This window comes from Burkholderia sp. 567 (assembly GCF_040545115.1).
Lineage (GTDB): Bacteria > Pseudomonadota > Gammaproteobacteria > Burkholderiales > Burkholderiaceae > Burkholderia > Burkholderia ambifaria.
Map to the genome: position 1 here is coordinate 457,202 of NZ_JBEPLG010000001.1, position 24,158 is coordinate 481,359.

A 24,158-nucleotide genomic window follows, 5' to 3' on the forward strand; every position below is an offset into this window, starting at 1 on the left:
GGGTGTGCCCGTTAGGCGGTGTGTCCTGCATCATTGCCTGTGCAATGGCGCCGGTGCGCCCGTATCGGGCAAGTCGTCGCCGGCATCTGCAATCAGGCGGGTGACGGTCGCCGTATCGCCGATCGTCTCGATCGCCAGCAGCGCGAAGCGGGCGAGAAAGAGTGCGGCGTCGGTTTCGCCGATGCGGGTCATTGCGCGGCACAGGTCGGTGTAAAGGATGTCGCGTTCGGTGTCGGTCATCATGCGTTCTCCTGAAGATCGGCTGACGTGCGCGGGTGGAGCGCACCCTCGAGTGCTGCGCTTAGATCGGCGGGGCGTGCGTCGTGCCAGCGGCCGAGCACGTGTCCGTCCGGACGCACGAGGTAGACGGTGCCGTCGCGCGCACCGTACAGGTCGAATAGGCGGCCGTCCGCATCGTAGCCGTTGCATCCCGGATGTTGAGGTGCCACATGCCGCGCGAGCGTCACCAGCGCGAACGGTATTTGGGCGTCGTGCAGGCGTCGCTCGAGTTCGGTGAACGACGGATCGGATGCGCCATCGCGCGTGAAGCGCAACGCCATGAAGCATGGGCCGACGAGATCGGTCAGATGGCCGCGGCGTGCGCCGCCGGCGTTGCCGATGTCGCGTGACGCCGGCAGCATCAGCGGACATTCCGCGAGCACCGTGCCGGGCGCCGGTCCGGCCGCAAACGCGTCGCGCTCGTCCGCGTTGAGCGGCGACGCCGTGTAGGCGATGGCCGTCGTCTGGCGCGGATTGATCAGCGAACGCAACGCCGGATGCCGCACAGCAAGTGTCAGCACGGCCTTGCGCATCAGGTCGAATGCGAACGACGGCGGCGCCATGAACTCGGTGCTCTTGGTGCCGTAGCGCAGGTTCTCGTGCGTCGCGAACACCCGCTCGTCCGAATAGCTGTCGAGCAGAGCGTCCGACGCGAGGCCGCGAATCACGTACGCCAGTTTCCACGCGACATTGTCGGCGTCGTCGATGCCCGAATTCGCGCCGCGCACGCCGAAGATCGGCACGAGGTGCGCGGCGTCGCCGCAGAACAGCACGCGGCCGTGCCGGTAGCGTTCGAGCGTCAGCGCGTTCGCCTTGTAGATCGTGATCCAGATCGGCGACCACGCGCCGCGTTCACCCATCATGTCCAGCAGGTTCTGCACGCGCGGGATCACGTTCTCGGGCTTCACGGCCGCTTCGGGATCCTCATCGTCGCGCAGCTGGTAGTCGATCCGCCACACGTTGTCGGGCTGCTTGTGGATGAGCACCGTCGAGCCGGGGTTCGACGGCGGGTCGAAATACGCGAGCCGTTCGGTCGGCCGGTCGCTGTCGAGCGCGATGTCGACGATCACGTAGCGGCCTTCATAGCTCGTGCCCTGAAGCGACAGGCCGAGCGCATCGCGCATCGTGCTGCGCCCGCCGTCGCTCGCGACGATCCAGTCGGCATCGAGTGCGTAGTTGCCGAGCGGCGTGTCGATGTCGACGCGCACGCCGTCCGGGTAGCGCGTGACGCCCGCGACCTTCGCCTGCCAGCGGATCTCGATGAGCTCGGGGCGGCGCAGCGCGGCATCGAGCAGAAACTGTTCGATGTGATACTGCGCGAGGTTCACCATCGGCGGCAGCTTCTGGTTCCCGTCCTGCGGCATCGTGAAATGCAGCACTTCGTCGCGACGATGGAAACTGCGCCCGCCGCTCCACGGCAGTCCGACGCGCAGGAAGTCGTCGAGCGCGCCGAGCCGCTCGATGATCTCGAGGCTGCGTCGCGAGATGCAGATCGCGCGGCTGCCGTGACAGACCGAGTCGTCGGCTTCGAGCAGCACGCTGCGGATGCCGTGGTTGGCGAGGCCGAGTGCGACGGCGAGGCCCACCGGCCCGCCGCCGACGATCGCGACGCGGTGTCGTTGCGTGTCGACACCGTCGCTGCAGGTCGGCAGGTGCGCCGGATGACGCGCGGCGACGAACGGATATGGCTTGAATTCGATGCCCATCGTTGGCTTCCAGGTTGCAGTGATCGGGACGCACGCGCGCGATGACGCGATACGTGCGGCGGGTCGATGCAGTATGGAAGCCGGGCCGGTCACCGCTGTCCCCATTCCGGGTACGGCGAACGGCTGGCGGCGGGTCGGGATTTACCCCGACGTGTTCAGGATCGGCGCGCGCCGTTCACGGTTGCAGGCACAGCGCAAACAGCTGGCGCTGGCTCGAGATGCCGAGACGCCGGTACGCGCGCTTCTGGTAGGTGACGACGCTCGACGCCTTCACGCCGATCGTGTCGCCGATTTCCCGCGCGCTCAGGCCTTCGAGCACACCGCGCAGCACGTCGAGTTCGCGCTTGGACAACGCCGGACAGGCGTCGCGCAGCCGCGCGAGCATCAGTTGCGGGATGCCGATCTGCGTCGAGCCCGCGAGCGCGTAGTGATGTTGCGCCGCCTGCGCGATCAGCGGCGCGAGCGTTTCGATGGCTGCGATCTCGCGCGACTGGAATGCGCCGCTGCGATGCGCGCGATACAGGTTGATCGACAACCAGGTCGAGTCGTTCGGCTGCATCAGCAGCGCGAGGCGATCGGATACGTCGGGGCCGCGATAGCAGGCCGCGCGATACGCGTCGTGACCGATCTCGTCGCCGGCCTGCTGATGCAGCAGCACGTCGCGGCGGTGCGGGCCGCGACCGGCGGCCGAGACGATCGTCTGGTTGCCGTCGAGCGCATAGAAATGTCGCGCGTAGGTGTCGGCGACATCGCTCAGGTAGCGGCCGCCGCGATGATCGGCGACCGACACGGTGCGCGGCCGGTTGCCGAACTCGTACGCGAAGATCGTGCACTGCGTGATGGACAGCGCATCGTCGAACAGCTTCAGGATTTCCGCGGCGAACGCGTTCGGCTCGCTGCCGCCGATCGCGGCGACGAGGCCGGTCGCGCGGCGCACGTCCAGTTGCCCGCTGAGGTTCGGTCGCTCGAGACGCCAGGTGCGCATGATGCAGGGGAGGGCAGGGTGATCCGGCGATTGTAATCGGCGGTGCGCGGGAAGGAAGTCGGGGGATGCCCGCAAGCGAAAACGACGGGGCTCACGATTTCGTGTATCGGAAAACGCGGCCGGAGAAAACGCGGCTGGAAAAGAGAAAAGGCCTGACAAGCGATGCTTGTCAGGCCTTTATGTCTTGGTGCCGGAGATAGGAGTCGAACCTACGACCTTCGCATTACGAATGCGCTGCTCTACCAACTGAGCTACACCGGCAGCAGAGAAATGAAATTATATGGTCAAATCCGAGATCTTGGCAATAGGTTTTGCGAATTTTTTTTCAGCTTGCTGCCGCTGCTTCGCGAAACCATCGATCCGGCGGACTTCCCGCTTTCACTTCACTGCGACGCAGCCTGTCAGGGCCACATCGCGAAGGCGCGATTGTACTGACGTCTCGCCCCTTCGTCCAGAGCTGCGATGCAAATTTATTTGCCTTCGCCTTCGGCGTGATAGCTGGTAACGCGCTCGACTTCGTTCTTCGAACCGAGGAAGACCGGCACGCGCTGGTGCAGGCCGGTCGGCTGCACTTCCATGATGCGCTGCGTGCCCGTCGTCGCGGCGCCGCCCGCCTGTTCGACGATGAACGACATCGGGTTCGCTTCATACATCAGGCGCAGCTTGCCCGGGCGATCGGGCGTGCGCTTGTCGGCCGGGTACATGAAGATGCCGCCGCGGTTCAGGATCCGGTGCACGTCGGCCACCATTGACGCGATCCAGCGCATGTTGAAGTTGTCGCCGCGCGGGCCGTCCTTGCCGGCGTTCAGTTCGTCGACATAGCGCTGGACCGGCTCGTACCAGTGGCGCGCGTTCGACGCGTTGATCGCGTATTCGCGCGTATCGGCCGGGATCTGCATGTTGCTTTGCGTGAGCACCCACGAACCGACTTCGCGGTCGAGCGTGAAGCAGTTCACGCCGTTGCCGGTCGTCAGCACGAACACCGTTTGCGGGCCGTACACCGCGTAGCCGGCCGCGACCTGCTCCGTGCCCGGCTGCAGGAACGATTCCTCGGTGGCCTGCTTGCCGTCCGGGCAGCGCAGCACCGAGAAGATCGTGCCGATCGACACGTTCACGTCGATGTTCGACGAGCCGTCGAGCGGGTCGAACACGAGCAGGTATTCGCCGCGCGGGTAGTTCGCGGGGATCGGGAAGAACGTTTCCATCTCCTCCGACGCCATCGCGGCGAGGTTGCCGCCCCATTCGTTCGCGTCGAGCAGGATCTCGTTCGACAGGATGTCGAGCTTCTTCTGCACTTCGCCCTGCACGTTCTCGCTGCCGGCGGTGCCGAGGGCTTCGCCGAGCGCGCCCTTCGACACGTTGTAGCTGATCGCCTTGCACGCGCGTGCGACGACTTCGATCAGCAGACGCAGGTCGGCGGGGAGGTTGTTGGTCTCACGTTGCTGTTCGATCAGGAACTTCGACAGCGTGGTGCGGCGGGCAATGGACATGACTGACTCCGAAAGGCCAAAGAATCCTTGAATGCCCGCAATTTTACCCGCCGCGCCTCCCGCGCCGCCGGCTTTTTTCGTCCGGTTACATGGCCGGATGGCCGATTCGGGCGGGTTCCCGCGTGTGCGGCGCGGCGGATCGGCCCTGCGGCGGCGCCACTGTCGGCCGGTCGAACGTGCTCTCCGGCTCCGACCCCGCGAACCTTCAGCCGATAAAAAAGCCGGCGCCGCAACGGAGCGGCGCCGGCTTCTGCGCGCGGGAGCGCGACGCGAATCGCGTACGTGCCGTTACGCGAGCGCCTTCTCGACGATCTCGCGCACGTCGCGCGATTTCGCGCCGGCCGCGACCTGCTCGAGCGCTTCGCGCATCCGGTCGCGCAGCGCCGGCGTGAAGCGGCGCCACAGTTCGAGCGAGCGGGCGAGGCGCGCGGCGACTTGCGGGTTGATCGCGTCGAGCGCGAGCACCTGCTCGGCCCAGAACGCGTAGCCCGAACCGTCCGCCGCGTGGAATTGCGCCGGGTTCGCCGCGCAGAAGCTGAAGATCAGCGAGCGTGCGCGGTTCGGGTTCTTCAGGTTGAACGCGGGGTGGGCCATCAGCTTGCGGACTTTCGCGAGCGTCGGCTGGGCGGCCGTGCCGCGTTGCGCGGCCTGCATCGCGAACCACTTGTCGATCACGAGCGCTTCCTTCTCGAAGCGACGGTAGAAGTCGTCGAGCGCATGCGTGGCCGCGTCGTTCGCGCCCGAGGCCGCGGCGGACAGCAGCGCGCCGAGCGCGGCGGCGCGATCGGTCATGTTGTTCGCCGCGTCGTACTGCGCGGTCGCGATGCGCACGGCGTCGGCCGGATCCTCGAGCTCGGCGAGATACGCGAGCGCGAGGTTCTTCAGCGCGCGGCGGCCGGACGCTTCGGGCGTCGGCTCGTACGCGCCGGGCGTCTGGTGCTGCTCGTACGCTGCGAGCCACTCGGCGCGCAGCGCGGTCGCGAGCTGGCGGCGCACGAACTGGCGTGCGCGATGCACGGCGGCCGGATCGGATTCCGCCATCTGGTCGGCGAGATAGGTTTCCGACGGCAGCGTCAGCGCGAGTTCGCGGAACGCGGGCGACAGGTTTTCATCGGTCAGCACGCGGCGGAACGCGGCGACGAAGTTCTCGCCGAGCGTGAGCGGCTGGTTCGCGGCGGCGCGCGCGGCGAGCGTCAGCAGCGCGCGCGTCGCGAGGCGCTGGCCGGCTTCCCAGCGGTTGAACGGGTCGCTGTCATGCGCGAGCAGGAATGCGAGATCGTCGTCGCTGTAGTCGTACTCGACGATCACCGGCGCCGAGAAATTGCGCAGCAGCGACGGCAGCGGTTGTTCCGGCACGTCGACGAACGTGAAGGTCTGCTCGGTGTCGGTGAACTCGAGCACGCGCGTCGTGCCCGCTGCGGCGGCTTCGCCGTCGACGCGCAGCGGCAGGTCGCGGCCGTCGCGGCCGATCAGGCCGATCGCGAACGGGATCAGCAGCGGCCCCTGTTGCGTGTCGCGCGCCGCCGGCGACGCGTCGCCGTAGCCCTGCGCGAGCGTGACCGTGTAGCGGCGGGCGGCCGCGTCGTACGCGGTACGCACCGACACGCGCGGCGTGCCGGCCTGGCTGTACCAGCGCTCGAACTGCGCGAGATCGCGCCCGTTCGCGTCGGCCATCGCGTGACGGAAGTCGTCGCACGTCACCGCGTGACCGTCGTGGCGCTGGAAGTACAGGTCCATCCCCTTGCGGAACCCGTCGCGGCCGAACAGCGTCTGGTACATCCGCACGACTTCCGAGCCTTTCTCGTAGACGGTCATCGTGTAGAAGTTGTTGATCTCGACGTAGCTTTCCGGGCGCACCGGATGCGCCATCGGGCCCGCGTCCTCGGCGAACTGCAACTGGCGCAGCACGCGCACGTCCTCGATGCGCTTGACCGCGCGGGCCGCCGATGCGACGTCGTCGCCCGCCGCCATGTCGGCCGAGAACTCCTGATCGCGGAACACCGTCAGGCCTTCCTTCAGGCTCAGCTGGAACCAGTCGCGGCAGGTCACGCGGTTGCCGGTCCAGTTGTGGAAGTACTCGTGGCCGACCACCGACTCGATGTTCGCGAAGTCGGTGTCGGTCGCGGTCTCGGGGTTCGCCAGCACGTACTTCGTGTTGAAGATGTTGAGCCCCTTGTTCTCCATCGCGCCCATGTTGAAGTCGCCGACCGCGACGATCATGAAGCGGTCGAGATCGAGCTCGAGACCGAAGCGCTTCTCGTCCCAGCGGATCGAATGGATCAGCGAATCCATCGCGTGACGGGTCTTGTCGAGATCGGCCGGTTCGACCCACACCTGCAGCAGCTTTTCCTTGCCGGAACCGGACGTGATCTTCTCCTCGATCGCGACGAGCTTGCCCGCGACGAGCGCGAACAGGTAGCTCGGCTTGCGGAACGGGTCTTCCCATTTCGCGAAGTGGCGGCCGTCGGGCAGCTCGCCCGAGTCGACCAGGTTGCCGTTCGACAGCAGCACCGGATAGGCGGCCTTGTCGGCGCGCAGCGTGACGGTGTACGACGCCATCACGTCGGGGCGGTCGAGGAAGTAGGTGATGCGGCGAAAGCCTTCGGCCTCGCACTGCGTGAAGAAGTTGCCGCTCGATACGTACAGGCCGGACAGCGTCGTGTTCTGGTCCGGCGCGCACGCGCTCTCGAGCGTGAGCTCGAACGCGTCGGGCACGTTTTCGACGGTCAGCCCGTGGTCGTGCGCGCGCACCGCACCGTACGGCGCGCCGTCGAGCCGCGCGCCGAGGAATTCGAGCGCTTCGCCCATCAGCTCCAGATGCGGGGTGGGCGCCGCGTCCGGATTGCGGCGCACGCGCATCGTATTCCTGACGATCGTGCGGGCCGGCGCGAGATCGAATTCGAGTGCGACGGAATCGATGAGGAAGGCCGGCGACGTGTAGTCGGCGCGGCGGATCACGGTGGAGGAGGCGTTGTCGGACATGGTCGTCGAGATCGGAGGGGGGGGATCGGACCCGCAGCGCGGACCGGGCGAATCGGGCCATTGTACAAAGGCTTGCGGCCGCGCGCCGCAGCGAACTTTTTACCGGTTCGGGGAGTCCGCGTATTATCGGCATCCCGTGCGGTTCGCGCGGTGCGACGGACGGATGACGGATCGACGAGGATCGACATGAAACGCGAATGGATTCAACGCGGTGCGGGCTGGGCGGCGGTGCTGTGCGTGGCGCTGCTGACGGGCTGCACCAGCTACGTGACGACGCAGGTCACGGCCTTCTCCGACTGGAGCGGCAGCGACGCGACACGCACTTACGCCTTCACGCGCACCGATGCGCAGAAGCACAGCATCGAGCAGTCGACCTACGAGCCGATCGTCGCGAACGAGTTGTCCGCGTACGCATTCCGGCCGGTGCCGGCCGCGCAGGCGCGCTATCTGGTCGGGCTGACCTACGGGGTCGGCAGCGATCTGGTGACGGTGCCGCAGCCGGTCTACTACGACCCGTGGTTCGCGGGCCCGGGGCCGTACTGGCGGGGCGGGCCGTGGGGCCCGTGGGGGCCCTGGGGGCCGATGCCGGCCGGTTATGTCGCGCAGACCTACCAGGTGTTCGACTACACGCTCGGCATCCGGATCACCGAGCGTGCGACCGGCAAGGAGGTCTACAACGTGACCGCGCGCACCACCGGCGACAACGGTGCGCTGCTGTATGCGATGCCGTTCCTCGCGCGCAGCGCGCTCGCCGATTTCCCGTTGGCGAACGGCGCGATCCGCACGGTGCGGCTGCCGGTCGACAAGCGCGGCGGGCCCGCGGCGCCGGCCGCCAACGAGCGTGCGGTGCCGGCCGTGCCGGCCTCGGGTGCGGCGGTCGCGAAGTAACGCGCTGTCGACACCGGCGCGGCCGCCCGGCCGCGCCAGTTGCCTGCGTTGTATGTGTCAGAACCCGACGCCCAGCAACGCCAGCACGCCCAGCACGACGAACAGCACGGCCGCGATGCCGTGCACCAGCTTCGTCGGCAGCCGGTGCGCGAAACGGTCGCCCAGCAGGATCGCGGGCACGTTCGCGAGCATCATCCCGAAGGTCGTGCCGGCCACCACGCCGATGTAATCCTGGAAGCGCGCGGCGAGCGCGACGGTCGCGATCTGCGTCTTGTCACCCATTTCCGCGAGGAAGAACGCGACGAGCGTCGCGCCGAACACACCGAGCCGCGAGCGGGTCGCATTGGCTTCGTCGGCATCGAGCTTGTCCGGCACGAGGATCCACAACCCCATCGCGATGAACGAGAACGCGAGCGCCCAGCGCATGATCGACGGCGTGACGAGTATGCCCAGCCACTCGCCGAACGCACCGGCGAAGCCGTGGTTCACGAGCGTCGCGACGAGCACGCCGAGAATGATCGGCACCGGCTTGCGATAGCGCGCGGCCAGCACGAGGGACAGCAGTTGGGTCTTGTCGCCGATTTCAGCGAGGGCGACGGCGCCGGTGGAGATCAGGAAGGCTTGAGACACGTATGGGGTTCCACGGGCCGATGTTGTGCGTGCGAGCGACGATCCGCCGCGCGCCGGGCCCTGATACGGCGCGCAGTGAACCATCGGTCTCGCCAGGCCTCGGTGGCTGCGTCCGCCATGGCCGATGAACGGCCAAGTCTGTTGACGGACGCCTCCGTCACGATGCGCGCCGGGAGCGCGGGACATCGAGCGGAGCGGCTACTCCCCAATGAGGGCCGAATTCTAGCACGGCGCGTGCGGCGGGCGGAGCGAATCCGGCGGCTCCGGGATGCGCCGTGGCGCACGCCGGAGCGGGAGAGGGAGCGGGCAAACGCGCGCGCGTTAGGCGGCGGCGCGGCGTGCGGCACCGCGCTCGTGCACGAGCCGGCCGGCCGCGTACGTGCGGTACACGGCGCGATCGTCGCCGAGCAGCGCGAACGCGAACAGCAGTTCCTCGAGCGAATCCGCGCGCTTCGTGCGGCGCGCGAGCAGCGGCGTGGCCTGCGGGTCGAGCACGATGAAGTCGGCTTCGGTTCGCGGCCCGAGCGTGCCGACCGTGTCGGCGAGATCGAGCGCCTGCGCGGCGCCGGCCGTCGCGAGCCAGAACATCCGCGTCGCGCTCAGGTGGTGGCCCGACAGCCGCGCGACCTTGTGCGCTTCGTTCATCGTCTGCAGCATCGAGAACGACGTACCGCCGCCGACGTCGGTCGCGAGCGTGACCGGCACGCCGTATTCGCCGGCCTTGTCGAAGTCGAACAGTCCGCTGCCGAGAAAGAAGTTCGACGTCGGGCAGTGCGCGACGACGGTGCGCGTCTGGGCCATCCGGCGGCGGTCCTCGTCGTCGAGGTGGATGCAGTGGCCGTACACCGCGCGCGGACGCAGCAGCCCGTAGCGATCGTAGATGTCGAGATAGCTGCGGTGGCCGGGGAACAGCTCCGCGACCCATTTCACTTCATCGACGTTTTCCGCGACGTGGCTCTGCACGAACACGTCCGGATGGCGGCGCGCGAGTTCGCTGCACGCCTCGAGCTGCGCCTCGGTGGACGTCGGCGCGAAGCGCGGCGTGAGCGCGTACAGCTGGCGGCCGTTGCCATGCCAGCGGCCGATCAGCTCGGCGCTGTCGTCATAGCCCGATTGCGCGGTGTCGCGCAGGAACTCGGGGCAGTTGCGGTCCATCAGCACCTTGCCCGCGATCATCCGCACGTCGCGGGCAGCGCTTGCCGCGAACAGCGCGTCGGCCGACTGTTTGTGCACCGTGCAGTAGACGAGCGCGCTCGTCGTGCCGCACGCGAGCAGTTCGTCGACGAAAAAGTCGGCGACCTCGCGCGCATGCTCAGGATCGCCGAACTTGCGCTCGGTCGGGAACGTGTACTTGTCGAGCCACGGCAGCAGGCCGGGGGCCGGCGACGCGATCATGTCCGTCTGCGGATAGTGGATGTGCGTGTCGATGAAGCCGGGCACGATCAGCTTGTCGCGCAGGTCGTGGACGATCGCGTCGCGCGCGAGCGTCGGGGCGAGCCGCGCATACGGGCCGGCCGCGACGACCTTGCCGTCGTCGACGATCAGCAGGCCGTCGGTCTCGTGGTTCGCGGCCTGGCTCGACTGCGCCGGGTCGCCGTTGAAGGTCAGCAGCTGGGAACGGAAAGCGGTTTGCGTCATGACGAATGGTCCTGCATCAAGGTAAGGCGAACAGAAGAAAACGGTCGGTGCCGCACGGGCGACGGTATGAAGGGCGCGGCCGTGCATGCGCGATGCGGCGGCGCGAGAAGGCGGGCGCGCCGCGGACTGTGCGTGCGCACGCGAGCGTCGCGGCCGCCATCACGCGGTTGCCGGCGGACGGCGCGGCAATCGCGACGCGCGCGGCGGCGAGCGGCATGACGCGCCGCAACGACAGGCTTCGGTGCACGACGACGCGCAACGCCGTCGCCGCGCGAGCGGCGGACGCGATGCCGGCGTGCAGGCGCCGCGCACGCATGCGGCCGGCGCGGCGCAGGGCCGAACCGGTCGTCACGAAGCGGATGTCGTCGCGCTGTTTCATCTGTCTAGCGAACCTCGATGCCGGCCGTCACGCGGCCTGCCAGTACGAATCGAGACGCGCGATCAGCGCGTCGCGCGCTGCCGCGTCGACGAACGATGCCTCGAAGCCGTTGCGGATCACGGTATGCACTTCGGCGTCCGTCAGCTGCAGCCCGTCGACCGTCGCGAAGTAGTTGTCGTTGACGTAGCCGCCGAAGTAGGCCGGATCGTCGGAGTTGATCGTCACCGCGACGCCGCGATCGAGCAGCGCCTTCAGCGTGTGCTTCGCCATGTCGTCGAACACGCACAGCTTCAGGTTCGACAGCGGGCACACGGTCAGCGCCACGCGCGTGCGTGCGAGGCGTTCGACGAGCGCCGCGTCCTCGATGCTGCGCACGCCATGGTCGATCCGGTCGACCTTCAGCACGTCGAGCGCTTCGTGGATGTAGGCGGGCGGGCCTTCCTCGCCCGCATGCGCGACGAGCTTCAGCCCGAGCGCACGGGCCTTCTCGAACACGCGCGCGAACTTCGCCGGCGGATGGCCGAGCTCGGACGAGTCGAGGCCGACGCCGATCAGCCGGCGGCGATAGCGTTCGAACAGCGGCCGCGCGGATTCGAACGTCGCGAGCGCGTCTTCTTCGGACAGGTGGCGCAGGAAACACAGGATCAGCTTGCTCGACAGCCCGCGTGGCTCGGCGTCGGCGAGCGCGCGGTCGATGCCGGCCACCACCGTTTCGATCGGCACGCCGCGTTCGGTGTGCGTCTGCGGGTCGAAGAACAGTTCGGTGTGGACGACGTTGTCGGCGAGCGCGCGTTCGCAGTACGCGGCCGTCATGTCGTAGAAATCCTGCTCGGTCAGCAGCACGCTCGCGCCTGCGTAATAGATGTCGAGGAACGACTGCAGGTCGGTGAACGCGTACGCGGCGCGCAGCGCGTCGATCGACTCGTACGCGAGCTTCACGCCGTTGCGTTGCGCGAGCGCGAAAATCAGTTCCGGCTCGAGCGAGCCTTCGATATGGATGTGCAGTTCCGCTTTCGGTGCACGGGCAATCTTGTCCTTGAATGTCGGGGTCATGGCGTTGTTCTTGGTCGGTCAGAAGGTAGGGGAAGCCTGCGCGGGTGCGTTCGCCTCGACGGCCTGCAGCAACTGCGCGGCCACCGAGATCGCGATGACTTCGGGCGCCTTGTCGATGATGCCTTCGACGCCGATCGGGCAGCGCATCCGCGCGACCTGGGCCGGGTCGATGCCGATCGCTGCGAGCCGATGATCGAACTGCATGCGCTTGGTGCGCGAGCCGGTCATCCCGAAGTACGCGTAGTCGCCGCGCCGCAGGATGCGCTCGGCCAGCACGAAATCGAGTGCGTGGTCGTGCGTCATCACGACGAAGTACGCGTGCGGCGGCGCCGTGTCGACGGCGTCGGCCGGGCTGGCCACCGCGTCGATCGCGAGATTGCCGATCCCGACGAGCGCCTCGGCCGGCGGGAATACCGCAGCGGGCCCGTCGATCCAGCGCACGTGGCACGGTAGCGTCGCCAGCACCTTCACGAGCGCGGTGCCGATGTGTCCGGCGCCGAACAGCATGACGGGGAACGCATACGGCGCGATCGTCTCGGTCATCAGCGACACGCCGCCGGTTTCCCACAGCAGGCAGTCGGCACGCGCGGCGGGCGATTCGGGCTCGCTCAGCAGCGGCGCGCCCGGCGAGGGGCCGAATGATACGCTACGCACGGTCGCGGCGCCGGCCGCGACGCGCTTCGCGAGCGACATGATCCAGCCGAGGTCGCCGACATCGAGCCGCTCGAACGCGAGCACGACCGCGCCGCCGCAGCACTGACCGAGGCTCGGGCCGAGCGCGAGCCGTTCGAGCCTGCGCGCGTGGGGCACGTGCGCGCCGTCTTTCAGCAGATGCCGTGCGATTTCGATCGCCTTCCATTCCAGATGACCGCCGCCGATCGTATGGCGGGCCGTGTCGCGCGTGACGAGCATCTTGGTGCCGGCCTCGCGCGGCGCGGAGCCGTCGGTATGCGCGACCGTCACGAGCACGGCCGCTTCGCCGTGCGCGAGCAATTGCTGCAGATCGCCGATCCACGCTTCCATCAGCACGCTCCGTTCACGACGACGCGGCACGACGCGCGGCGCGCGCTGGCGGGCGAGGCGATAACGAGGACTGACGGGAGCGACGCAGGCCGGCCGCACGGTCGATGCGGTGCGGCGGCGGGGCGCCGCGGGCGCGCGCGAACGGCTCCGCGGGACGGGCGGACGCCATGAGGGTGACGGATGCGGATGGTGTGCGTTGTCATGAGAAATCCAGTCGACATTGCGGATCGGGCGCGCGTTACGCAGGAGGTGAGACCGCCTGGCCTCGCGCACGTAGATCGCCATCCAGTCGCAAAGATAGCACCGCAACGCGGCGGGAACATCACCGGGCGGTGATCCGGGCTATCAGGCAGCGATCATGTCGATCATAGGCCCGCCGCGCGGGATCGGGGGCGTCGGTGCGCGCGCATCGGGCCGAAACGCTTGCGTGGCGGGGCATGCGCGTGGAGGTCGCGCGGATGTCGTGCGATGTGCGTTCGCCCGAAAATCCGGGCTGCGGCGGGGTTAGGTGTTTACGCGTGGCCGGCCAGGCGCGGCCGGCCAGCCGTGGCCGGCGAGGTGCGGCCGGCAGGGTGCGCCCGCGCGGGACGTCGCCGGCGGCGCCGAACGAACGCGGGGCGGCTACGTGGCCCCGACCGGTCAGCCTGCCAGCTTGCGGCGATGGCGCCAGAGGCTCGACGCGACCGCGACCAGGATCACGGCGAAGCCGATCAGCGCCCAGCCGGGCAGCAGGATGCCGAAAATCGGCGGATAGACTGTCTCGCACAGGCCGGCGACCTTGAACATGCCGGGGAACCACTGGGCGGGCGGCAGGCTGTCGACGATCGGCTGCAGCGTGTCGAAGCCGCAGCTGAAGCCCGGATTCATCTGGATCGACAGGTGCCGCGCGGCGGTGCCGACGCCGCCGGCCGCGGCGATCGCGATCAGCAGCTCGAACACCCAGATGACGCGCCAGTTGCGGATACCGGCCGCCAGGAACGCGAAGATGCCGATCGCCGCGAAGAAGTAGCGCTGGATGATGCACAGCGGGCACGGATCCTCGTTCTTCACATATTGCAGGTACAGCGCGCCGGCCAGCAAGGCGATGCACACCCAGCCGAGCAGCATCAGCAGGCGGCGTTCACGGCGGAGTGCGAGCGTGGAGTCATTCATGTCGGCGGGATTCCTGTCGTTGGTCGGTCCGATAAACAATCGCGCGATTTTAGCGCGAACGATCTGGCACGAAACTGACAGCGCGCGTGCGGCACCCTGCCGCACCCGTCCACCGACATTGCGCTTGCGCGATCATCGAATCGTGTTCAGCACGGCCTCGACCGCCTGGCCGATCGCGAGCAGCGCGTCGTCGCGATGCGGCGCGGCGGCGAGCATCAGGCCGACCGGCGCCGCGTCGCGCGGATGGCACGGCAGCGACAGCGCGCATGCGTCGAGGAAGTTGAAGGCGCTCGGGTTGCGCAGGATCAGCGCATTGGTGCGCGTGAACGCGGCGTCGTCCGCTTCGAGTTCGGCGATGCGCGGCGGCACGACGGGCACCGTCGGGGCGACGAGTGCGTCGAAGCGCGACCAGACCGTGTGTGCCGCTTCGTCCAGCATCGCCTGGCGGGCGGCGAGCAGGTCGAGATAGTCGGCCGCGCTCGCCGGCTCGCCCTTCAGGATGCGCGACAGCACGCGCGGGTCGTATCGGTCGCGGTGCTGCGCGAGCAGCGGGCGATGCCACGCGTACGCCTCGATCGGCGAGAAGCCGAAGCGGTTGATGTCCGGCAGCCGGTCGAGCGCGGAAAAGCGCACTTCCGTGACGATTGCGCCGGCGGCTTCGAGATGCTTCAGCGATGCGTCGAGCGCGGTGGCGACGTCGGCGTCGACGCCGTCCGTCACATAGTTGGTCAGCACGCCGAGCCGCACGCCTTCGAGCGGCCGCGCGGCCGGCACGTGCGGCTCGAGACCCGCGAGCATCCGGTCGACGAGCGCGCAGCAGGCGACCGTCAGGCCGATCGGGCCGAACGAGTCGAGCGTCGTCGACAGCGGCACGCCGCCTTGCGTCGGAATCCGGCTCGCGGTCGGCTTGAAGCCCGTGAGCCCGCACAGCGCGGCCGGAATCCGGATCGAACCGCCGGTGTCGGTGCCGAGCGCGACGGCCGCCATCCCGTCGGCGACGGACGCGGCCGCGCCGGACGACGAGCCGCCGGCAATGCGTGCGTCGCCCGGTACGTCGCGGTGATACGGCGAGCGCGGCGTGCCGAAGTGCGGATTCAGGCCGAGCCCGGAGAACGCGAACTCGCTCATGTTGGTGCGGCCGACCAGCACCGCGCCCGCACGCTTGAGCCGCGCGACGGCGACCGCATCGGCCTGCGCGGGCGGCGCGCCGTCGAGCACGCGCGAGCCGGCGCGCGTCACCTGGCCCGCGACGTCGAACAGGTCCTTCACCGACACGGGGATGCCCGCGAGCGGCGACAGCACGGTGCCGGCGGCACGCAGCCGATCGTGCGCGTCGGCGGCCGCGCGCGCGTTGTCGGCGTCGACTTCGGTGAAGACGGCCGCGCCCTGGCCCGACGGATCGGCGATCCGTTCGAGCGCGACGTCGACGAGCGCGCGGCTCGTGGTCCGGCCGGCGGCGAGGTCGGCGGCGAGCCGGGCGAGCGGGGGGAAGGGCGTGAAAGTGGTCATGGGCGGCTCAGGGGATGTTGGACAAGGGTGGCGCGAAACGAATCGATATGGCGTTCGACGGCCGCGCGCGCGCCGGCGGCGTCGCGTGCGGACAGCCGCTCGAACAGTTCGCGGTGCTCGCGCTGGACGTCGGACAGATGGTGCGGTTCGGACAGCGTCACGAACCAGAAGCGCAGCGAGCGTTCGTGCAGCGCGCGCAGGATCTCCGCGAGCACCGTATTGCGTGCCGCCGCGGCGATCGCCTGATGAAACGCGCGGTCGAGCTCCATCATGCCCTCGACGTCGTGCGTGTCGACGCACGCCTGCCCGTTATCGAGCAGCGCGGCGATGCGGGCGAGATCGTCGGGCATCGCATGGCGGGCGGCGAGCTCGACGCAGTGCGCTTCGTTGATGCGCCGCACGTCGATCACCGCAACGATGTCGTCGAGCGACAGCGGTTGCACCAGCAGCCCCTTGCGCGGCATCACGGACAGCAGCCCTTCGAGCACCAGCCGGTGCACGGCCTGATGGACGGGCGTGCGGCCGATGCCGGTGCGTGCGACGAGGTCGGCTTCGTTGAGCGCGGCGCCGGGCTTCAGGCGCATCGTGATGATGTCGCGCTGGATCAGCGCGTACGCGCGCTCGGCGAGGCTGAGCGCCGAGGCGGCGGGGCGGTCGGGTAGGGCATCGGGCAGGGCGTTCATGCGGAGGCCGGCTGGAGCACGATCATGGCGCGAGTGATCAGGGAAGATAGGCAATCCGTGAATATTATTGTGATATATCACTGATGTCCAGTTCACCGGGGCGACCCTTCGAGGCCGCCAGACGACTTACTCTGACGCGTCCGGCGCCGCATGCGACGACTTGCAACAATATCGACAGGATGTTGCAGGTTTACCGCGCGATCGTGCACTGAAGCATAATGAATCTTCGTCAATCCAAATACGCGCGAGCGACGCACCAGACCATCGTCATGAGCGAAACCACGCCTTCCTCGGCCGGTCTGACCGGCACCCCTTCCGCGTCTTCCCGTTCCCCCCGTTCCGATCCGGCACACGCGCCGGAGGTACCCGCCACGCAATCCTCCGTCGCGCAGGCTGCCGCGGCCGAGGATGTCGCTGCGGACGGCCCATCGCCGGTCACGGCGGCGTCGGAGCCGGGCGCCGCGGGCACGACGCCCGCTGCCGAATCCGCTTCCGAACCCGCTGCTGAACCCACCGCCGCGCCAAAAGCCGGTGCCGCGCCGCCCGGTTTTGGCGCGCAGCCCGATTTCGACACGCCGCGGCCGCCGCCCGCGAGCGCGCAGAATGCGCCGCCGGCTTACCTGAAGAACAGCGACACGCCATGGTCGGTGTTCGGCCGCATCGTCGCGGCGCGTGCGCGCCGGCTGTTCGACCGCGCCGGCCAGCGGATCACGCAGCGCACGTTGCGTATCGGCGTGTCGGCGCGGATCTTCCATCCGGAGCCGGGTGCGAAGGGTTTGCGCGGCAAGACCCTGCAGTATCTCGAGGAATCGATCGCGCACTGGGTGATGTCGCGTGACGTGCTCGTGTTCATGATTCCGACCGTCGGCCATCAGGGCATGCTGCATCCGAGCAACATCCGCCTGCGCGACTACGCGAAGCATCTCGACGGCCTGCTGCTGCAAGGCGGCGCCGACGTGTCGCCGCAAACCTACGCGGCATCGGATGCGCGTCCCGAATGGCCGGGCGACCGCGTGCGCGACATGTACGAGCTCGAGCTGTTTCACGAGTTCGTCGAGTCCGGCAAGCCGGTGCTCGGCGTGTGCCGCGGCTGCCAGCTGATCAACGTCGCATTCGGCGGCTCGCTATACCAGGACATCGCGACCGACGTGCCGACCGCGCATCCGCACGTGAGCGAGCATTACGACCAGCATCGCCATTCGATCCGCTTTCCCGACTCGTCGACGCTCGCGAGCATGTTTCCCGGGCGCAGCGAAGCGATCGTGAACTCGATCCACCATCAGGCGATCCGCGATCTCGGCCGCGATCTGAACATCGAGGCCGTGTCGGCCGGCGACGGGATCATCGAAGGCATCCGCTACCGGCGCGCGCCGTTCGTCGTCGGCGTGCAATGGCACCCCGAGTTCCATCGCGCGGGCGGCTCCGAGCTGCTCGACTGCACGCCGTTGCTCGACGCATTCCTGCGCGCGGCACGCGAAACGCGCCTGTAGCCGGCGCTCGCATCGCGTCGCAGGCAGGCCGGCCGCATCCCGTAAATTCGAGATGCGGCCGTTTCGTTTTGAACGATAATCGCGACTCCCGATTCGTACGCCGGAGTCTGACGTTGGTCTTCCGAAAATTTTCCCCCGCACGATGCGCAACGTGGATCGTTGCGATGGCCGCCTGCGTGCACGCGGGCGCAGCATGGTCGGCCGATGCGAGCGCGCCCGCTGCCGGTACGCGCCCCGCGGTGACGAGCCTGAGCGGCGATGGCGCGCCGGCGACGGCGTCCCCCGCGTCCGCGACGGATGCCGCCGCGCAAGGCAACGTGGCCGAACTCACGCAGATGCTGCAAGACGGGCGGATCGTCGAGATGCGCACCACCTACAACGGCAGCTATGGCGCGAGCCTGATGTTCGATCAGCGCGAGATGACGTATTACGTCGCGCTGTTCCAGGACAAGCATCTGTGGCGCGTGATCAAGTCGCAGGAGAAGAGCCGCGCGGAGAGGGTGTACGCGAACTTCGTCCAGCAGACGGTGCAGCTCGCGGACGTCGAGATCCGTCGCACCGAACTGCAGGCGCAGAAGACGTTCCTCGAACGCGTGATCGCGCTGCAGGCGAATCGCGCGCAGCAACTGCAGGCCGATCTGAGCGTCGCGCGCAGTCAGCAGGCCGAGGTCGCGCAGCGGCAGCAGTCGGCGCGGCAGCAGACACAGGCGCTGCAGGTCGAGAAGCGGGCCGCGCAGGCGCAGCTGCGCGATCTGCAGGAGCAGGTGCGGCAACTCCAGCGGCAAGCCGACACCGGGTTGCCCGCACGCAAGTGACGACAGGTCGGTCCATTGGATCGACGCACGAACGAAACCCGGCGAAGCCTGCTTCGCCGGGTTTTTTATTGGGTGGCCGTCGGCCGGGAAGCGTGCGAAGCAGGTCGGTTGGGCTGCGGTGCGACAGTCGCGACGCATGGTCGAAGTAAGTCTGTGCGTGGGCACCTCCGCGACTCGTGCCGGGGCGATCGGTCGATCGGATTGATCCGACTTTGATGCGCCTTTCGACAGGGGCTGTCCGATCCGCACGGGCCGGATGCGCGGTCGGCAACAGCGACTGCCGGCCCGCTCCAAGGCAACTGTCGGCTTCGCGTGGCATCATTTGCGGGCCATGCCGGCGTGCGCATCGTTGCGCGACGTGCCGCCGGATGGTGGCGATGTCCGTGCGCGCCGACCGGTGCGACACGCATCGCCGGCTCACACGGCGCGGATGTCGCGCCATCCGAACCGAGAGAACAACATGTCCACAGCAGCAACACACGCCGTCGCGCAGGAATCGAAAGTCCGCACCGTGTTCCGGGTCGTCAGCGGCAACTTCCTGGAAATGTACGACTTCATGGTCTACGGGTATTACGCGTCGGCCATCGCGAAAACCTACTTTCCGAGCGGTAACGCGTTCGCGTCGCTGATGCTGTCGCTGTCGGTGTTCGGCGCGGGCTTCCTGATGCGCCCGGTCGGCGCGATCGTGCTCGGCGCGTACATCGACCATCACGGCCGCCGCAAGGGGCTGATCCTGACGCTCGGCCTGATGGCCCTCGGCACGCTGACGGTGGCCGGGGTTCCCGGCTACGCGACGATCGGCGTGCTCGCGCCGGCGCTCGTGCTGCTCGGCCGGTTGCTGCAGGGCTTTTCCGCGGGTGTCGAGCTGGGCGGCGTGTCGGTCTACCTGTCGGAGATCGCGACGAAGGGCCACAAGGGGTTCTATACGTCGTGGCAATCGGGCAGCCAGCAGGTGGCCGTCGTGTTCGCCGCGTTTGTCGGCGTGCTGCTGAACCGCGTGCTGCCGGCCGAGGACATGAGCGCGTGGGGCTGGCGCATTCCGTTCCTGATCGGCTGCCTGATCGTACCGTTCCTGTTCCTGATCCGTCGTTCGCTGAAGGAAACCGACGAGTTCCTCGCGAAGCGTCACCGTCCGACGATGGGCGAGATCATGCGTTCGATGCTCGAGAACTGGGGTGTCGTGATCGCGGGCATGGGGATGGTGATCATGACGACGGTGTCGTTCTACATGATCACCGCATATACGCCGACGTTCGGCAAGGAAGTGCTGCACCTGTCGTCGCTCGACGCACTCGTCGTGACCGTCTGCGTCGGCCTGTCCAACCTCGTGTGGCTGCCGCTGTCCGGCGCGCTGTCGGATCGCATCGGCCGCCGACCGGTGCTGATCGCGTTCACGGTGCTCACGCTGCTGTCGGCCTATCCGGCCGTGCTGTGGCTCGTGGCCGAACCGTCGTTCCTGCGGCTGCTGGCGGTCGAGCTGTGGCTGTCGTTCCTGTACGGCTCCTACAACGGCGCGATGGTCGTCGCGCTGACCGAAGTGATGCCGGTCGACGTGCGCACCGCCGGCTTCTCGCTCGCATACAGCCTGGCGACGACGATCGGCGGCTTCACGCCCGCGATCTCGACGTTGCTGATCCACCAGACCGGCAACAAGGCCGCACCGGGGCTGTGGCTGAGCGTCGCGGCGCTTTGCGGGCTGATCGCGACGCTCGTGCTGTATCGCACGCGCGAGGCGCGCAACCAGTACAAGGCGGCCTGACGCCGCCTGCATCGCGCGACGTCGGGTGAAACAAGGGAGCGTGCCGCGCTCCCTTTTCTCATCGGCTTTCGGAATTCACGCGGCGCGCAGCGCGTCGGCGACCGTCGCTGCCACCTCGAGCCATTGTCCCGGTGCGGACTGGCGGGCCAGCCTGGCGTGCGGATACCACGGGCAGTCATCGCCGGTGAACCAGCGCCAGTCGGGCGCGAACGGCAGCATGATCCACAGCGGCTTGCCGAGCGCGCCCGCCAGATGCGCGACGGCCGTATCGATCGTGACGACGCCGTCGAGCCGTTCGATCAGCGCGGCCGTGTCGGCGAAGTCGTTCAGCCGCCCGTCGAGGTGATGCACGCGCGGATGCGCGTCGACGCGCGCCCGTTCGTCGTCGTCGAGCGCGGGCTGCAGCACGACCCAGTCGATGTCCGGCAGCGCGAGCAGCGGCGCGAGCGCGTCGAACGGCATCGAGCGGTTTTCCTGCGCCTGGCGGCGCCCCGACCACGCGAGGCCGAACTTGCGCTTCGACTGGCCGCCGAGCGAGCCGCGAAAGCGCCGGCGCGCGCTGTCCGGCGCGTCGAGGTAACGCTTGCCCGCGACGATGTCGGACGGCTGCATACCGAGCAGGAAAGGCAGGCTCATCAGCGTGCACGCGACGTCCGCCGCCGGCGGCTTCGCCGCGCCCTGTGCGACGAGCGTCACGCGCCAGCGCGTCGCCGCCGGCGCGAGCAGCGCGACGAGCTCCGGCTGCACTTCGAGCACGACGCGCGCGCAGCGCGCGCGGGCCAGCGGCACGAAGCGGACGAACTGCAGCGTGTCGCCGAAGCCCTGTTCCGCGCGGATCAGCAGCGTGCGCGACGCAATCGGCTCGCCTTGCCAGCGCGGCAGTGTGCCGAGCGGCGTCGCGCCCGGCGTGTCGTGACGCGTTTCGTACGCGGGCAGGCCGCGTGTGAAGTCGCCCAGCGTCAGCAGCGTGACCGCGCGGTGCAGTTGCGCGAGCTTCAGATCGGGCGCGACGCGCAGCGCCTGGTCGAACGCGCGCAGCGCCATTTCGTGCGCGCCGAGTGCGTGATGCGCATTGCCGAGGTTCAGCCACGCGAGACTGAACGACGGATCGAGGCCGACCGCGCGTTCGTAGTAGGGCAGCGCTTCGCGCTGGCGCCCGAGCGCGCACAGCGCGTTCGCGAGCCCGAACAGGGCGAGCGGGAACGGCGGGTGGAGCGCGAGCGCGGCTTCGAACGCCGCAGCGGCTTCGCCGTGACGGCCGAGCGCCTCGAACGTATTGCCGAGATTGAAATGCGCGGCGACGAAGCGCGGCTGCGCGGCGATCGCCGCCTGGAAGTGCGCGATCGCGTCGTCGGCCCGGCCCATCGCGTTCAGCGCCATCGCGAGATTGTTGTGCGCGCCGGCATGTCCGGGCCGCAGCTCGAGTGCGCGATGGAACGCGGCGAGCGCATCGTCGTGACGGCCGAGCGCGTTCAGCGCGTTGCCGAGATTGTTGTGGATCGACGCGTCGTCGGGCGTGAGCCGAAGTGCGCGGCCGAACGCGTCGACGGCATCTTCGTGGCGCTGCAGCGCCGCGTACGCGTTGCCGAGGTTGTAGTGCGCGAGCGGGAATTCGGGCGCGAGCGTCAGCGCGTTGCGAAACCGCTCGATCGCTTCGTCGAGCCGGCCGAGCGCCTTCAGCGCGTTGCCGAGATTGAGCTGCAGCGCGGCGTCGCCCGGGCGCAATTCGACCGCACGCCCGACGAGATCGGCTGCCTCGGCATGCTGGCCCTGCTGATGCCGCAGCACGCCGAACAGATGCAGCGCGTCGGCGTCGGCGGGATTGGTGCCGAGCGCGGCACGATAGCCGTGCTCGGCCTCGGCGAGGCGGCCCGCGCGGTGCGCGGCGTACGCTCGGTCGAATGCGGAATCCATGACGCGAAAACTGGCGGAAAGCGCGTATTTTCCCACACTGCGCGCGGGCGCCCCAGATTGGCCGGTCGGCATATGGCCCCGTCACGCGGAGCGGCGTAGACTTGCAGGATCGCGTGTCATCGAGGCGCACATGGCTGACACACTGCTCGACATCCCGCCCGTGCTGATCGTCGGCGCAGGCCCGACCGGCCTTGCCGCCGCAATGAGTCTCGCGCGCGCCCGCGTGCCGGTACGCATCATCGACCGGCTCACCACGCCCGCGCCGTATTCGCGTGCGATCGGCATCCAGGCGCGCACGCTCGAAATGCTGGAGCAGCATCGCGCGGTCGAACCGTTTCTCGTGCTGGGGCATCGCGCGCACGCGGCCGCGCTGCATGCGGGCGGCCGCGTGATCGCGCGGCTCGATTTCGATCCGCTGCAAACGCGCTATCCGTACCTGCTGTTTCTCGACCAGAGCATCACCGAGCAGCTGCTCGCCGAGCACCTGGCCGGCCTCGGCGTGACGGTCGAACGCGGCGTCACGCTCACGGCGTGCGACGCGGGCGGCACGTCGCTCGACGTGACGATCCGCGGCGCCGACGGGCGTGAACGATCGTTCGCGCCGTCCTACCTGATCGCCGCCGACGGCGCGCACAGCACGGTGCGCCATCTGCTTGGCCTCGGCTTCGCCGGGCAAGCGTTCGAGCAGACCTTCCTGCTCGCCGATTTCTCGGCGATACCCGACTGGCCGGAAGAAGAGATCCACCTGTTCACGACGCCCGACGGCATCGCGGGGCTGTTCCCGATGGGCGGCGGCCGCTACCGGCTCGTCGCCGACCGGCCGCCTGGCGATGCATCTCCCGATGCGCCGCCACCGTCGCTCGCGCAATGCGAGGCGATCGTGCGCGCCCGCGTCGGTGCGTCGATCGCGCCGAGCGACCTCGCGTGGTCGTCGTATTTCCGGCTGCATAGCCGGATGGTCGCCCGGCTGCGTCACGGGCGCGTGTTCTTCGCGGGCGACGCCGCGCACGTTCACAGCCCGGCAGGCGCGCAGGGCATGAACACGGGCATGCAGGAAGCGTTCAATCTCGGCTGGAAGCTCGCGCGCGTGCTTGGCGGCGGCACGCCGGAGCGGCTGCTCGACACGTATCACGCGGAGCGCCATCCGATCGAGCGTGACGTATTGCGGCAGACAGGCCTCGTCACGCAGATCGTCGAAGCCGATCACGGCGCGATGAAGCTGCTGCGCGATCACGTCGTGCCGCTGCTGGCGACGTTCGGGCCCGTGCGCGACGCGGTGCGGCGCACCGTCAGCGAGCTTGGCGTGCAATACCGGAAAAGCCCGCTCACGCTCGAGCGCGTGCTCGACGGCGGGCCGCGCGCCGGCGAGCGTGCGCCGGACGCGCTCGTGCATGTGGTCGACGGGCCGCTCGGGCGGGCACCCGGCACCGCGCGGCTATACGACCTGCACGACCCGGCGAGCTTCACGCTGCTGCTGCTCGAGGAGCCGGCAGGCGTCGACGCGGGCGATGCGAACGACGTGCCGCCGATGCCCGCGGATGCGCGGGCGCTCGCGCAGGGGCTGGAACTGATCATGCCGGGCGCGGTGCGCGCCTGGCGCGTCGCCGATGCCGAAAGCGACGGCGAGGACGGGCTGGCGCAGGCATACGGCCGCTCGCGGCCGTCGTTCTACCTGCTGCGGCCCGATGGTTACATCGCGGCGCGCGGCCGTACGGCCACCGACGCGAACGCGCTGCTGCGCCACTGCGAAAGCTGGTTCGCGGGCATGTCGCTGCCCGCGTAG

The 24,158-nt window shown here is 68.7% G+C and carries 19 protein-coding genes, 1 tRNA gene and 1 riboswitch; of the genes, 5 read left to right on the top strand and 15 right to left on the bottom strand.

Going from position 1 to position 24,158, the window contains the following annotated elements; genetic code table 11:
* Positions 1–30: 30 nt before the first annotated feature.
* The 6 genes from ABIC50_RS02190 to pepN form a co-directional block, all read right to left on the bottom strand.
* Positions 31–243 (bottom strand): hypothetical protein, encoded by a 213-nt coding sequence (locus ABIC50_RS02190; RefSeq protein ID WP_354161355.1) that lies wholly within the window; start codon positions 241–243, stop codon positions 31–33.
* A complete protein-coding gene (locus tag ABIC50_RS02195; protein WP_354161357.1) occupies positions 240–1,985 on the bottom strand; it encodes an FAD-dependent oxidoreductase in 1,746 nt (581 codons plus the stop codon). The genes ABIC50_RS02190 and ABIC50_RS02195 overlap by 4 nt, the downstream gene beginning before the upstream one ends.
* Before the next feature lie 175 nt (positions 1,986–2,160).
* A complete protein-coding gene (locus tag ABIC50_RS02200) occupies positions 2,161–2,970 on the bottom strand; it encodes a helix-turn-helix transcriptional regulator (protein ID WP_354161359.1) in 810 nt (269 codons plus the stop codon).
* 185 nt (positions 2,971–3,155) lie between these two features.
* Positions 3,156–3,231: transfer RNA gene (locus ABIC50_RS02205), tRNA-Thr, on the bottom strand.
* A gap of 209 nt (positions 3,232–3,440) precedes the next feature.
* A complete protein-coding gene (locus tag ABIC50_RS02210; protein WP_012363316.1) occupies positions 3,441–4,460 on the bottom strand; it encodes a class 1 fructose-bisphosphatase in 1,020 nt (339 codons plus the stop codon).
* Between the two features lie 288 nt (positions 4,461–4,748).
* On the bottom strand, positions 4,749–7,442 hold the full coding sequence (gene pepN / locus ABIC50_RS02215; RefSeq protein ID WP_354161362.1) for an aminopeptidase N: 2,694 nt from the start codon (positions 7,440–7,442) through the stop codon (positions 4,749–4,751).
* A gap of 186 nt (positions 7,443–7,628) precedes the next feature.
* On the opposite strand from pepN, the gene ABIC50_RS02220 reads away from it, so the two are divergent.
* Positions 7,629–8,330 carry a DUF4136 domain-containing protein gene (locus ABIC50_RS02220; protein ID WP_175668634.1) on the top strand — a complete coding sequence of 234 codons (702 nt, stop codon included), beginning with the start codon at positions 7,629–7,631 and terminating at the stop codon, positions 8,328–8,330.
* A 57-nt stretch (positions 8,331–8,387) separates the two neighbouring features.
* On the opposite strand, the gene ABIC50_RS02225 is transcribed toward ABIC50_RS02220, so the two are convergent.
* The 8 genes from ABIC50_RS02225 to ABIC50_RS02260 form a co-directional block, all read right to left on the bottom strand.
* Positions 8,388–8,960, bottom strand: coding sequence for a TMEM165/GDT1 family protein (locus ABIC50_RS02225; RefSeq protein WP_041489770.1), 573 nt, complete (start codon positions 8,958–8,960; stop codon positions 8,388–8,390).
* Between the two features lie 78 nt (positions 8,961–9,038).
* Positions 9,039–9,179, bottom strand: a riboswitch (yybP-ykoY riboswitch).
* Positions 9,180–9,281: 102 nt separating this feature from the next.
* A complete protein-coding gene (gene guaD / locus ABIC50_RS02230; protein ID WP_354161365.1) occupies positions 9,282–10,598 on the bottom strand; it encodes a guanine deaminase in 1,317 nt (438 codons plus the stop codon).
* A 16-nt stretch (positions 10,599–10,614) separates the two neighbouring features.
* Positions 10,615–10,977 carry a hypothetical protein gene (locus tag ABIC50_RS02235; RefSeq protein WP_354161368.1) on the bottom strand — a complete coding sequence of 121 codons (363 nt, stop codon included), beginning with the start codon at positions 10,975–10,977 and terminating at the stop codon, positions 10,615–10,617.
* A 27-nt stretch (positions 10,978–11,004) separates the two neighbouring features.
* Positions 11,005–12,030 carry an adenosine deaminase gene (locus tag ABIC50_RS02240; RefSeq protein WP_175695593.1) on the bottom strand — a complete coding sequence of 342 codons (1,026 nt, stop codon included), beginning with the start codon at positions 12,028–12,030 and terminating at the stop codon, positions 11,005–11,007.
* A gap of 18 nt (positions 12,031–12,048) precedes the next feature.
* A complete protein-coding gene (xdhC, locus tag ABIC50_RS02245) occupies positions 12,049–13,053 on the bottom strand; it encodes a xanthine dehydrogenase accessory protein XdhC (protein WP_354161370.1) in 1,005 nt (334 codons plus the stop codon).
* 639 nt (positions 13,054–13,692) lie between these two features.
* Positions 13,693–14,205: a disulfide bond formation protein B gene (locus ABIC50_RS02250; RefSeq protein WP_011656245.1), complete on the bottom strand. Its 513-nt coding sequence runs from the start codon at positions 14,203–14,205 to the stop codon at positions 13,693–13,695.
* 132 nt (positions 14,206–14,337) lie between these two features.
* A complete protein-coding gene (locus tag ABIC50_RS02255; RefSeq protein ID WP_011656246.1) occupies positions 14,338–15,714 on the bottom strand; it encodes an amidase in 1,377 nt (458 codons plus the stop codon).
* Positions 15,711–16,397 (bottom strand): GntR family transcriptional regulator, encoded by a 687-nt coding sequence (locus tag ABIC50_RS02260; RefSeq protein ID WP_354161373.1) that lies wholly within the window; start codon positions 16,395–16,397, stop codon positions 15,711–15,713. Before ABIC50_RS02260 ends, ABIC50_RS02255 begins: the two co-directional genes overlap by 4 nt.
* A gap of 269 nt (positions 16,398–16,666) precedes the next feature.
* Between ABIC50_RS02260 and ABIC50_RS02265 the strand changes: the two genes are divergently transcribed.
* From ABIC50_RS02265 to ABIC50_RS02275, 3 genes are all read left to right on the top strand, one after another.
* Positions 16,667–17,887 (top strand): gamma-glutamyl-gamma-aminobutyrate hydrolase family protein, encoded by a 1,221-nt coding sequence (locus ABIC50_RS02265; RefSeq protein ID WP_354161376.1) that lies wholly within the window; start codon positions 16,667–16,669, stop codon positions 17,885–17,887.
* A gap of 164 nt (positions 17,888–18,051) precedes the next feature.
* Positions 18,052–18,702 (top strand): DUF2968 domain-containing protein, encoded by a 651-nt coding sequence (locus ABIC50_RS02270; protein WP_354161379.1) that lies wholly within the window; start codon positions 18,052–18,054, stop codon positions 18,700–18,702.
* A 460-nt stretch (positions 18,703–19,162) separates the two neighbouring features.
* Positions 19,163–20,461, top strand: a complete 1,299-nt coding sequence (locus ABIC50_RS02275; RefSeq protein ID WP_175674740.1) for an MFS transporter — start codon at positions 19,163–19,165, stop codon at positions 20,459–20,461.
* 75 nt (positions 20,462–20,536) lie between these two features.
* Here ABIC50_RS02275 and ABIC50_RS02280 read toward each other — a convergent pair whose 3' ends face one another.
* Positions 20,537–22,375 carry a tetratricopeptide repeat protein gene (locus tag ABIC50_RS02280; RefSeq protein ID WP_471685901.1) on the bottom strand — a complete coding sequence of 613 codons (1,839 nt, stop codon included), beginning with the start codon at positions 22,373–22,375 and terminating at the stop codon, positions 20,537–20,539.
* A 130-nt stretch (positions 22,376–22,505) separates the two neighbouring features.
* On the opposite strand from ABIC50_RS02280, the gene ABIC50_RS02285 reads away from it, so the two are divergent.
* Positions 22,506–24,158 carry an FAD-dependent monooxygenase gene (locus ABIC50_RS02285; protein WP_354161384.1) on the top strand — a complete coding sequence of 551 codons (1,653 nt, stop codon included), beginning with the start codon at positions 22,506–22,508 and terminating at the stop codon, positions 24,156–24,158.